Genomic DNA, 11795 nt, shown 5'->3' with positions numbered 1-11795 from the left:
ACGATGGAAATCCTGAAGATATTGGCGATCGATGCGGTGACGGTGGTGATCGCCTTCACCACGCTCTGGGCGATCTGTTCGTCGATCCGCGACGTGACGATGGTCGACGCATGGTGGGCGCTGGGCATGGCGTTGCTCGCGCTGGCGACGTTCGTGCAGATGGACGTGGCGACCGATCGTCGCGTGCTGCTGCTCGGCCTGTGCGGGTTGTGGGCGCTCCGGCTGGGCGGCTATCTGTTCTGGCGCTGGCGCGATCACGGGCCGGATCGCCGCTATGTCCGCATGATGGAAAAGGCGCAGGAGAAGCGCGGCTGGGGCTATGCCCGGGCCAGCTTCTGGCTGGTGTTCGTCACGCAGGCACCGCTTCAGTTCATCGTCGCTTTGCCGGTGATGCTGGGCCAGATCCCGGCCGAGCCGGTCGCGCTCGGCGGCCTCGCTTATGCCGGGGCGGCGCTGGCGCTGTTCGGCATCGCGTTCGAAAGCATCGGCGATTTCCAGCTCACCCGGTTCCGTAAAGATCCCGCCAATGCCGGCAAGGTGCTGAACACCGGCCTGTGGCACTACACGCGGCACCCGAATTATTTCGGCGACGCCTGCGTGTGGTGGGGCCTGTTCGCGATCGGTGCGGAAACCGGCATTGGCTGGTTCGCCTTGCCGGGGCCGATCCTGCTCACCTGGACGCTGATGAAATGGTCCGGCGCGCCGACGCTCGAATTCCGCATGCGCAAGACGAAGCCGCAATATGCCGATTACATCGCGACGACCTCGGGCTTCGTGCCCTGGCCGCCGAAGCGGCTGTGAACCGCTGGGCCGTGGAGAAATGATATGCAATTGACCCCGCAATCCCGCATCGACGATTTCACCGCGCGCGGCTGGTGGGGCGATCTCACGCTCGACGATTGGCTCCAACGCAACCGCGACCAGCTGCCCCATCGTCTCGCCCTGGTCGATCCCATGAACCGCGCCGATCTCGACGGCACGCCGCCGCGTCGCTTTACCTGGGGCGAACTCGGTACCGAAGTCGATCGGGTCGCGGCGGCGCTGCTGGATGTCGGCCTGAAGAGGGACGATGTGCTGACCTATCAGTTGCCGAACGTCACCGACACGGTGATCCTGGCGCTGGCCTGTTCGCGCATCGGCCTGATCATCTCGCCCGTCGTCATGCCGTACCGTGCACACGAACTGGGCTATGTCATCGACAAGGTTCGCCCGGCCGCGATCGTCACGCGCGCGCAGTTCGCCGGGCACGATCATGCCGCGATGGCGCTGAAGCTGACCGGCGGGCGCGATTGCCGGGTGCTGGTGCTGGGCGGCCACGCCCCGCACGGCAGCACGGATTTCGATGCCGTCATCGCTGTCGCCGATCCGGCGCAGGCCGCCGCCTATCATGACGCTCAGCCGATGCAGCCGGGCGAAGTGTTCACGATCTTCTGGACCTCCGGCACCGAGGCGCGGCCCAAGGGCGTGCCGCGCGACCAGAACCACTGGATCGTCAACGCGAAGATGGTCGCCGAAGCCGCCGATATCCGCGAGGGCGAGGTGCTGCTCAACCCGTTTCCACTGGTCAATATCGGGTCGTTCGGCCTCGTCACGCCGTGGCTGATGCATCGCGGCACGTTGGTGCTGCACCACCCGTTCGACCTGAAAGTGTTCCTGGCGCAGATCGCCGCCGAACGCGTCAACTATACCATCGCCGCGCCCGCCATCCTCAATGCGTTGCTCAAGACGCCGGGCCTGCTCGACAGCGTGGACCTGTCGTCGCTGCGCGCGATCGGCTCCGGCTCCGCGCCGCTCAGCCCTTGGATGATCGAGGGTTTCGCGCACGATCACGGCATCGAAGTGTGCAACATCTACGGCTCGAACGAGGGCGCATCCCTGTTCAGCGACGCGCGGCAGGTGCCCGATCATCACGATCGCGCGCGTTATTTCCCGCGCATGGGCGTCGCCGGCATCGACTGGCCGGGCAGCGAGAGTTCGGCGATGATCCAGACCCGTCTGGTCGATATCGAGACGGAAGAGGACATTTCCGAACCGGGCCGCCCCGGCGAATTGCGCTTTCAGGGCGCGGCGACGTTCGGCGGCTATTTCGAAAGCCCGGAGATCAGCGCGAACGCTTTCGATGCGCAGGGCTTCTACCGCACCGGTGACCTGTTCGAGATCGCGGAGGAGCGTTTCTATCGCTTCGTCGGGCGCTGCAAGGACATCATCGTGCGCGGCGGCGTGAACATCTCGCCGGCCGAGATCGACGATCTGCTCGCCGGCCATCCGGCGCTGCGCGAGGCGGCGGTGGTCGGCGTGCCAGACGAACGGCTGGGTGAGCGGATGTGCGTCGCCGCTGTACCCGCAGACGGGCAGACGCCCGATCTGGGCGAGATTTCCGGCTGGCTGAAGGATCAGGGGCTGGCGGTGTTCAAGCTGCCCGAACTGATGGTCATGATCGATGCGTTGCCGCGCAACGCGATGAACAAGGTGTCGCGCCGCGACTTGCGCGAGACGGTGATCGGCCTGCTCGCGTGACGCTATACGACCGTTTCGCCGCCGTGATCGCGGCGTGGAATGCGGGCGACATCGATGCGGCGCTGGCGGGCATGGACGATGCGGTGGTGTGGCATGTCGCCGCCGGCGCGCTCGCGCCGCTGGAGGGCAAGGCGGCGGTGCGCGGTTTCCTGGAGCAGTTGCGCGCCGACATGGCCGAGACGCGCTGGAGCATCGGCCATCATGCCGAGGCCGGCGATCGCCTGTTCGTCGAGGGGATCGACGCGTACACCCGCACCACCGGCACCGCAGTCGCTATGCCCTATGCGGCGGTGATCGAATTCGCAGGCGACCGCATCATCGCGTGGCGGGACTATATCGACACCCGCCGCATGGAAAAGCTGCGCGAGGGCGCGCCGGTGCCGGGCCATCTTTCGGCGCTGGTCGATCGGTTGGGGCGGGGCTGAGAGCCCGCGCGGTAACCATCTTCATTGCTGTTTCGTGGCATTTTTGTCACATTTTGTGACGTTAGCGTCATATTATCTTTCGCAACTGCGGAATGGTTCATACCACGTCGTCTGATTAACGCAGCTCGGGGGCTGCCGCTCGACATGTTCGGGTGCGATCACATTGGGGGACTATCAGAATGGACCTACGCGTACGCACGCGCCTTCTCTCGGCGACACTTCTTGCCGGTGCCGTGATTTCGGCACATCCGGCCTTGGCTCAGGTCGCCACGCCAGTGGAAACGTCAACCGAAGCCCAGGGCGATGAAGTCGTGGTGACGGGTTCGCGCATCACCCGTCCGGACCTTGCCACGGCAAGCCCGGTGACCGTGGTTGGCGCGGCCGAAATTTCCTATCGCCAGGCTGGTACCGCCGAGGAACTGCTGCGCGACCTGCCAGCACTTCGGCCTTCGATCGGCCCGGGCGTCAATAACGGTTCCGACGGTTCGGCCACGCTCAACCTGCGCGGTATCGGCGAACAGCGTACGCTCGTCCTGCTCGATGGCCGGCGCGTGACGCCATTCGGCCTCGATGGACTGGTCGATACCAACAACATTCCCGTCGCGCTCCTCGATCGCGTCGAAGTGCTAACCGGCGGTGCCTCCACCGTTTACGGTGCCGATGCGGTCGCGGGCGTCGTCAACTTCGTGACCAAGCGCAATTTCTCCGGCGTAGATCTCAGCGGCAACTACCGCATTTCCGAGCGCGGCGATGCCGCGCGGGTTCGTGCGGATCTGTTGATCGGCGGTAACTTCGCCGAAGACCGCGGCAACATTGTCCTCGGGCTGGGATATACCAAGTCGAAGCCGCTGCTGCACACGGCGCGTGACATCAGCGCCTTCCCGATCAGCTCGGCGACGGGCCTGTTCTCGGGTGCGACCAACGCGCAGGTGACGATCTTCGCTTCGCCCACCAACGCAGCACTTGGCCTGCCGGCCAGCAGCTTCGGTGCCGTCGTCAATCCCACCACCGGCCTGCTTCAGGCGGCCACGGCTGCGGATACGTACAACACCAACAACGGCACCTATTTCCAGACGCCGTTGACGCGCTACAACGCCTACGCCGCTGCGCGCTACAATGTAACCGACGGGATCGAACTGTATTCGACCGCGATGTTCACCCGCAACGAGGTCCGCTTGCAGCTCGCGCCATCGGGCACGTTCGGCAACACCTATCAGCTGGCGCTCAACAACCCGTATCTGACCGATGGCATCCGCAACCAACTATGCACCGCGCGCAGCATCAGTGCGGCGGCATGCACCGCGGCGGCGACGGTTCAGGGCGGTCCGGGTACGGCGGGCTATCTCGAAGTTCCGGTGATCGCGCAGCGCCGCTTCACCGAATATGGTCCGCGCGGCAATCCGATCACCTCGCAGATGTTCCAAATGCAGCTGGGTGTGCGGGGTACGTTGTTCGCCGGCCTGAAATACGATCTGTCGGGCCAATATGGCGAGACGACGCAAAATCAGGTGCGCGAGAACTGGGGTTCGTTCAGCAAGGTCCAGCAGGCTTTGCGCGCGTATCGCACCACGGGTGGTCAACTTCGTTGCGCCGACACGACCAACAATTGCGTGCCGCTCAACCTGTTTGGGCCGAACGGCAGCATCACCGCCGATCAGCTCGCCTTCATCGATCTGGATGCGATCATCAATCGCAAGGTGACATTGGGCGTCGTAACCGGCAGCGTCTCGGGCGATCTGTTCGGCGTCAAGTCGCCATTCGCGGAGTCGACCGTCGCCTTCTCGATCGGCGGTGAATATCGCAAGACCACGGCTGCCAGCCAGCCCGATGGCCCATCGCAAATCCAGGGCGAAGTGCTCGGCACCGGCGCGCGCACGCCGCCGGACTTCGGCAAATACACGGTCAAGGAAGCGTTCGGCGAAATCGCCATCCCGCTGGTCGAGAACAAGCCGTTCTTCTACCGCCTCAGCGCCGAAGCCGGCTTCCGGTATTCGGATTATTCCACCACCGGCGGCAGCACGACGTGGAAGGCCGGCGGTACTTGGGAACTGGCGCAGGGCTTCAAGTTCCGCGGCACCTATCAGGTCGCGGTGCGCTCGCCCAACATCCAGGAACTGTTCCAGTCCCCGGTGCAGGGTCTGGGCAATCTGACCAGCGATCCATGCTCGGGCACGACGCTGGCCACCGGCCTTGCCAATCTGTGCCGTCTGACCGGTGCTCCGGCCAATACGATCGGGTCGATTCCTCAGCCGACCTCGGGCCAGATCAACAATACCAGCTCGGGTAACCGTACGCTTCAGGTGGAACGTGCACGCACCTACACGCTGGGTACCGTCATCGCGCCGCCGCAGATCAAGGGGTTTGCGCTGACCGTCGATTACTTCAACATCCGCGTCCGTGATGCGATCACCCAGCCGGCGCAGGCCGATATCCTGAACGGCTGCTATTCGGCGTCGCTCAACCCCACCTTCGCCTACAACGCCTTCTGCCAGCTCATCGGGCGCAACCCGCTGACCGGCAGCCTCAACGGCGCAGGGGAAACGCCGGGCGTCATCCTGACCTATTCGAACCTCGGCGTCATCGAAACGGCGGGTGTCGAAATGGGCGTGACGCAGCGGATCCCGTTGAGCGATATCGGCCTGGGCAATTCCGGCTCGATCAACCTCGGCCTTAACGGTACCTGGCTCAACTATTACCATTTCCAGGCGACGCCGAATGCGATCAATCGCGATTGCACCGGCTATTACAGCGCCGGTGGCTGCACCAACCCGCGGCCGGAATGGAAGTGGAACGGGCGTGTGACCTACAGCCAGGAGGTCTTCGACATCTCGCTGCTGTGGACGCACATCTCGTCGGTCAAGCTGGAGCCGTTCCTCGCGGCGCGCCTACCGGGCAATGTCGCGCAGCCGGGCGGTGTCGATCCGGCGAACATCCTGGACGCGTTCGAGAAGATCAAGGCGTACAATTATTTCGACCTGGCCTTCCGCATGAAGCCGGCAAAGGAACTGGAACTGACGCTGACGGTCGACAATCTGTTCGACAAGAAGCCGCCTCTGGTGGGTTCGGGCGTCGGTGGCACCGCGTATAACAGCGGCAACACCTTCCCGACGATCTATGATCCGATCGGCCGATCGTTCACGATGGGCGCACGCCTGAAGTTCTAAGCTTCAGCTTCGATCTCAAGCTTCGGGGAGTGACCGCAGGGTCGCTCCCCGAATGCTTTTGGAGGGCAGGAAAATCTCGACTCGACGGCGCGCCGTCAGATCAATCCCGATCATTTCGGCGGAACGGGCGCCTTGCTTTCGACCGGGGTATCATTTCCCGGCTCGATATAGACCTCGCCCCGGCGGCGGGGTTTGGTTCTGGGACCACGGGCTTCGATCGCGCCCCAGTGGAAGCCGTCGGCCAGGCGATAGACATGGCCGAAACCGGGGAACGGGCCGATCGAGGTCGCGATAAGGTGATCCTTGGCGACCGCTTCGTCCAGAAAACGCTGGCGATCGGGCGATATGACGGCGGGGCCGCCTCGTGTCGCGCGATCCTGCAGGCGCAGGTCGCCGTTCCAGAACACCAGCATTGTCTCGCCGCAGCGGACGCGGACCGATCCGGTGCGAGGTCCTTCGGACGTGACGGCCATGCGCACGCCGGGCACGACGTCCAGATCGAAATCGGGCGTGCGCAGGCGGCTTCGCGCGCGATACGCGTCCAGCGCCTTTGCGATGATTGGGCTGGTCGATATCCGACCACCGATATGGTCGACCGCCCAGCGATCAACGAAGACGGTGGCGGCAGGGAAAGCGGGCCGATCGCCGTCGAGCAGGCCGCCGCCCTGCGCATCGTCGAGCGACGTGACAATCACGGTATCCACGTCGGTGGGGCGATAGCCCAGGCCCGACAGCGCGGCGCGAAGCCGGTCACCGGTGGCGATCGGGCCGATCATGATGCGGTGGCCGTCGACCAGCAACAGGAAGGCATTGCGCGTCGCGGCGGGGCGACCGGCGGCCGGATCGGCGCGATCGGCGGCGTCCGACAACGCCGTGATCCGGCAGCGCCCGAGCGTAATTTCATGGCGCATCAACGGCGGTGACGCGGCGCGCGGATCGGCGATGGCGGCCGAGGCCAGAGCGATCAGCGACAATGGTCCGAACATCAGCCCCTCCGATTATCCGGCGCGTATCCAAAAGCGTGACCGGTGTCGAGCAGCCGTCCTCTACCGGCCGGCGGGAGCCTCGCGCCATGCGCCGGGCGCGAGTCCATCGACCGTCCAGTCGCCGATGCTTTGGCGCACCAGCCGCAGCGTGGGAAAGCCGATCGCCGCGGTCATCCGGCGCACCTGGCGGTTGCGGCCTTCGCGGATCGTCAGGCTGATCCAGCTGTCAGGCACGGTCTTGCGAAAGCGCACCGGGGGATCGCGCGGCCACAGGTCCGGCGGGGCGATGCTTTCGGCCTCGGCCGGACGGGTCATGCCGTCCTTCAGCAGCACGCCGCGCCTGAGCTGGTCGAGATCGCTGTTCCGCGGCTCCCCCTCGACCTGCACGAGATAGGTCTTGGGCAATTTGAACTTAGGATCGGCGATGCGTGCCTGCAGGCGGCCGTCATCGGTCAGCAGCAGCAACCCCTCGCTGTCCCGATCCAGTCGACCGGCGGGATAGACGCCCGGCAGATCGATGAATTCCGACAGCGTCCGGCGCGGGGAGGGCGAGTTCACATCGGTGAACTGGCACAGCACGTCGAACGGCTTGTTGAACAGGATCAGCGTCACGCGGCGGCGATGCTCGTCGCCACCGCCTCGGCGACCTTGATGCCGTCCACCGCCGCCGAAAGGATGCCACCGGCATAGCCTGCGCCTTCGCCCGCCGGGAACAGGCCGATCGTGTTGAGGCTCTGGAAATCCTCACCACGCGTGAAGCGGACGGGGGAGGAGGTGCGCGTTTCCACCCCGGTCATGACCACGTCGGGATGATCGTAGCCCGGGATCTGCCGCCCGAACACGGGGATCGCCTCGCGCATCGCCGTCACCGCGAAATCGGGCAGGCATTCGGCCAGATCGGTCGGCGTCACGCCGGGGCGATAGGAGGGGGCGACCGACCCCAGCGACTGCGACGGCTTGCCGGCCAGGAAATCCCCCAGCCGCTGCGCCGGCGCCTTGTAGTTCGATCCACCGGCCACGAACGCGCGCTCTTCCCAATGGCGTTGCAGCGCGATGCCGGCCAGCGGATCGCCGGGAAAGTCGCGCGCCGGATCGATCGCCACGACGAAGCCCGAATTGGCGTTGCGTTCGTTGCGCGAATATTGGCTCATGCCGTTGGTCGCGACTCGCCCTTCCTCCGAGGTCGCGGCGACCACCGTGCCGCCCGGGCACATGCAGAAGCTGTAGACGGTGCGCCCGTTCGAGCAGTGATGCGAGATGTGATATTCCGCCGCGCCGAGGATCGCGTTGCCGGCGTCGCTGCCGAAGCGCGACCGGTCGATCCAACTTTGCGGATGTTCGATCCGCACGCCGATCGAGAAGGGCTTGGCCTCGACATGCACCCCGGCGGCATGGAGCATCGCAAAGGTGTCTCGCGCGCTATGGCCGATCGCCAGCACGACATGATCCGCCGCTATGTAACCGCCATCGTGCAGATGCAGCCCGCGCATCCGGCGCTCGCCGCTCGCATCGGTGGCGATATCAAGCCCATCGACACGGCTCTGCCAGCGATATTCGCCGCCCAGCGCCTCGATCGTCGCGCGCATGTTCTCGACCATCGTGACGAGGCGGAACGTGCCGATATGGGGATGCGCCTCGGTCAGGATTTCGGGCGGAGCACCCGCTTTGACGAATTCGGTCAGCACCTTGCGGTCGAGGTGCCGGGCATCCTTGATCCGGCTGTAGAGCTTGCCGTCGGAAAAGGTGCCCGCGCCGCCTTCGCCGAACTGCACGTTGGATTCCGGGTCCAGCACCGATTTGCGCCACAGCGCCCAGGTGTCCTTGGTCCGTTCGCGCACCACCTTGCCGCGATCGAGAATGATCGGGCGATAGCCGAGCTGCGCCAGGATCAGCCCGGCGAACAGCCCGCACGGTCCCGCGCCGATCACCACCGGCCGCGCGAATTCGCCGGCCGGCGCGCGTGTGGCGAAGCGATAGCTGGTGTTGGGCGTCTGCTGGACGTTCCGATCCTTGCGGAAGCGCGCCAGCACCGCCGGCTCGTCCTTCACGTTCACATCGACCGAATAGACGAGCTGGATGTCGGCCTTGTCGCGCGCATCGTGCCCGCGCCGGGCGACGACGTAGCGCACCAGTTCGCGCGGGGTGATGCGCAGCCGCTTGCAGATCGCGGCGGGCAGCGCCTCGTCGGGATGGTGGAGCGGCAGGGTCAGTTCGGTCAGGCGTAACATCGCCGGCGGCCTTAGCGCGTGGGCGCACACGACGCCAATCGTGCAGGAACGATCGTCGCTCCGCGGGAGTTTGGGCCACGATCATTTCAGGAATTCATCATGGCGAAATCGGACAAGAATGCCGCGGCCCCGGGCAAGGAGCAGCGCGCGATCCAGGCGGAGGTCGCCAAGGCCGACAAGAAGAAAAAGTCGCCCGGCGGTGGTGCGATGCAGGCCGGCGCGCGCACCTATCCCGAACCGCCCCTGCCGCAACAGCATCAGCCGAAACCGGGTATCGAGGCGAAGCTCGATCCCGCCCCGATGTACGACGCGCCATTCTATAGGGGATCGGGCAAGCTCGATGGCATGGCGGCGATCATCACCGGCGGAGATTCCGGGATAGGACGATCGGTCGCCGTGCTGTTCGCGCGTGAGGGTGCCGATGTGGCGATCGTCTATCTCATCGACGAACAGGAGGATGCCGAGGCGACGGCCGAAGCGGTGAAGAAGGAAGGCCGCAAGTGCTTGTTGATCGCCGGCGACGTCCGCGATCAGGCATTCTGCAAGAGCGCGGTCGCGCGGGCGGTGAAGGCGTTCGGTCGGCTCGACGTGCTGGTTAACAATGCCGCGTTCCAAGTGCATTCCAGCTTCGAGGTCTGACCGCAGAACATTTCGACCAGACGCTGAAGACCAACCTCTACGGATATTTCTTCATGGCGCAGGCGGCGGTCGCGCAGATGAAGCCGGGTTCGGCGATCGTGAACACGGGATCGGTGACGGGCCTGCTCGGCAATAAGGATTTGCTGGATTATTCGATGACCAAGGGCGGCATCCACGCTTTCACCCGCAGTCTGGCCACACATCTGATTCCGAAGGGCATCCGCGTAAACGCGGTCGCGCCGGGGCCGGTCTGGACGCCGCTCAACCCCACGGACAAGCAGGCACCCGATGTCGCGACATTCGGTGCCGATACGCCGATGAAGCGCCCGGCCCAGCCCGAGGAGATCGCGCCGGCCTATGTGTTTCTCGCCTCGCCCCAGACGTCCAGCTACATCACCGGCGAAGTGCTGCCGATCATTGGGGGGTATGCGGGCGGATAAAGCGGGATCTACTCCGCCGGTGCCGGCGCGCCGATCGCGTCCAGTTCGCCGCTTTCACGCGCCTTTTTGCCATAGACCGCCTCGAACAATGGCCCCGCCATCATCGTCGTGACGATCGCCATCAGCACCAGCATCGAGAACAAAGTCGGCCCGATAATGCCCTTTTGCAGGCCGATATTGATGATGATCAGCTCCATCAGCCCGCGCGAATTCATCAGCGCACCGATGCCCAGAGCGGTGCGGTTGTCCTCGCCCGCCAGCCGCGCGGCGAGATAGCAGGCGCCGCCCTTAGCGATGATCGAGGCGATCAGGATGCCGAGCGCGATCAGCAGCAGCGTCGGCGAATTGACCATGTCCATCCGCGTGTTCAGCCCCGAATAGGTGAAGAACATCGGCAGCAGCAGCACGACCGCGACCGGCTCCACCTTGCGCTTGAGTTCGGTGGCGAACGCGCCGCGCGGCATCATCGCGCCCAGGATGAACCCGCCGAAGATCGCGTGGATGCCGACCGCGTCCATCAGGAAGGCCGAGGTGCAGAAGGCGGCGAGGGTGATCGCCAGTACCGCATGGCTCATCTCGCCCTCGCGCTCTACCCGCGCGGCGAGCGGCGCGAACAGGCGCGGGGCGAAGATCACCACCAAGACCGCCCACAGCAAGCCGCCGCCGATGGCCAGGATCGCCACGCCAGCGCCGCCGCCGAACGTCGCCAGCACGATCGCCAGCACGCACCACGAACAGGCATCGTCGAACGCCCCTGCCGTCAGCGACAATGTGCCGAGCGACGAATTGGCGAGGCCGCGTTCGTTGATGATCCGCGCCAGCATCGGGAAGGCGGTGAGCGCGATGCAGGCGCCCATGAACAACGTGGCGTTCATGGTCGAGATGCCCGGCGCGAACAGGCCGGGCACGTCGAGCAGGAACGGCGTGATCAGCACGGCGATGGCGAACGGCGCGGCGATTCCGGCGAACGACACGCCCGCCGCGCTCTTCGCCTTCGCGCGGAAGTGATCGAGCCGCAGTGTCGTGCCGACCAGGAACATATACAGCCCGACGCCCAGTTGCGAGCCGGCATACAGCACGTTGCGCGTCTCCTTCGGGAAGATCGCGCCCTGCAGATCGGGCCAGATCAGGCCGAGCAGGGACGGCCCGAGGACGACGCCGGCGATCATCTCCCCCACCACCTGCGGCTGGGCGAGCAATTTCTGCCCGAGCCAGCCGACGATGCGGCACGCGATCAGGATGACGGCGAGTTGCAGGAAGAAGTGGATCGAGAAATCGCCCGGCGCATAGCTTTTCGCGGCCGCCGCCGCGGCTGGCCCATGCGGCGACAGCACGCCGCCGATCGTCGTCCAAAAGCTGTCGATCATTCCGATATTCTCTCCCCGAACCCAGCCGA

Annotated in this window: 10 protein-coding genes; 6 read left to right on the top strand and 4 right to left on the bottom strand. The window is 65.3% G+C overall.

The genetic code is table 11. The features are described 5' to 3' along the window. Positions 1 to 3: 3 nt before the first annotated feature. The 4 genes from U1738_RS09030 (at position 4) to U1738_RS09015 (ending at position 6106) form a co-directional block, all read left to right on the top strand. On the top strand, positions 4 to 801 hold the full coding sequence (locus tag U1738_RS09030) for a DUF1295 domain-containing protein (protein ID WP_332788715.1): 798 nt from the start codon (positions 4 to 6) through the stop codon (positions 799 to 801). A 24-nt stretch (positions 802 to 825) separates the two neighbouring features. Beyond that, on the top strand, positions 826 to 2517 hold the full coding sequence (locus U1738_RS09025; protein ID WP_332788714.1) for a class I adenylate-forming enzyme family protein: 1692 nt from the start codon (positions 826 to 828) through the stop codon (positions 2515 to 2517). Next, positions 2514 to 2942 (top strand): nuclear transport factor 2 family protein, encoded by a 429-nt coding sequence (locus U1738_RS09020; protein ID WP_332788713.1) that lies wholly within the window; start codon positions 2514 to 2516, stop codon positions 2940 to 2942. Before U1738_RS09025 ends, U1738_RS09020 begins: the two co-directional genes overlap by 4 nt. Positions 2943 to 3121: 179 nt before the next feature. Beyond that, positions 3122 to 6106, top strand: coding sequence for a TonB-dependent receptor plug domain-containing protein (locus U1738_RS09015; protein ID WP_332788712.1), 2985 nt, complete (start codon positions 3122 to 3124; stop codon positions 6104 to 6106). 110 nt (positions 6107 to 6216) lie between these two features. Here the strand turns inward: U1738_RS09015 and U1738_RS09010 are convergent, their stop codons facing one another. The 3 genes from U1738_RS09010 to U1738_RS09000 are packed head-to-tail and all read right to left on the bottom strand — an operon-like array spanning position 6217 to position 9320. Continuing rightward, positions 6217 to 7092 carry an MBL fold metallo-hydrolase gene (locus U1738_RS09010; RefSeq protein WP_332788711.1) on the bottom strand — a complete coding sequence of 292 codons (876 nt, stop codon included), beginning with the start codon at positions 7090 to 7092 and terminating at the stop codon, positions 6217 to 6219. 60 nt (positions 7093 to 7152) lie between these two features. Then, positions 7153 to 7704 carry a pseudouridine synthase gene (locus U1738_RS09005; RefSeq protein WP_332788710.1) on the bottom strand — a complete coding sequence of 184 codons (552 nt, stop codon included), beginning with the start codon at positions 7702 to 7704 and terminating at the stop codon, positions 7153 to 7155. After that, positions 7701 to 9320, bottom strand: coding sequence for an NAD(P)/FAD-dependent oxidoreductase (locus U1738_RS09000; RefSeq protein ID WP_332788709.1), 1620 nt, complete (start codon positions 9318 to 9320; stop codon positions 7701 to 7703). The genes U1738_RS09005 and U1738_RS09000 overlap by 4 nt, the downstream gene beginning before the upstream one ends. Before the next feature lie 99 nt (positions 9321 to 9419). Here U1738_RS09000 and U1738_RS08995 point away from each other — a divergent pair, with 99 nt between their 5' ends. Beyond that, entirely contained in the window at positions 9420 to 9959 is a 540-nt protein-coding gene (locus U1738_RS08995; protein ID WP_332788708.1) for an SDR family NAD(P)-dependent oxidoreductase, read from the top strand. A 53-nt stretch (positions 9960 to 10012) separates the two neighbouring features. After that, positions 10013 to 10399, top strand: a complete 387-nt coding sequence (locus U1738_RS08990; protein WP_332788707.1) for an SDR family oxidoreductase — start codon at positions 10013 to 10015, stop codon at positions 10397 to 10399. Positions 10400 to 10407: 8 nt separating this feature from the next. Here the strand turns inward: U1738_RS08990 and U1738_RS08985 are convergent, their stop codons facing one another. Beyond that, the gene (locus U1738_RS08985) at positions 10408 to 11766 is read right to left on the bottom strand and encodes a cation:proton antiporter (RefSeq protein WP_332788706.1); all 1359 of its coding nucleotides are present in this window, start codon (positions 11764 to 11766) and stop codon (positions 10408 to 10410) included. Between the last annotated feature and the right edge of the window lie 29 nt (positions 11767 to 11795).

Origin of the sequence: Parasphingomonas caseinilytica, from assembly GCF_036663755.1 — a bacterium.
Taxonomy (GTDB): domain Bacteria; phylum Pseudomonadota; class Alphaproteobacteria; order Sphingomonadales; family Sphingomonadaceae; genus Sphingomonas.
This window is presented reverse-complemented; position numbering and strand designations above follow the sequence as displayed.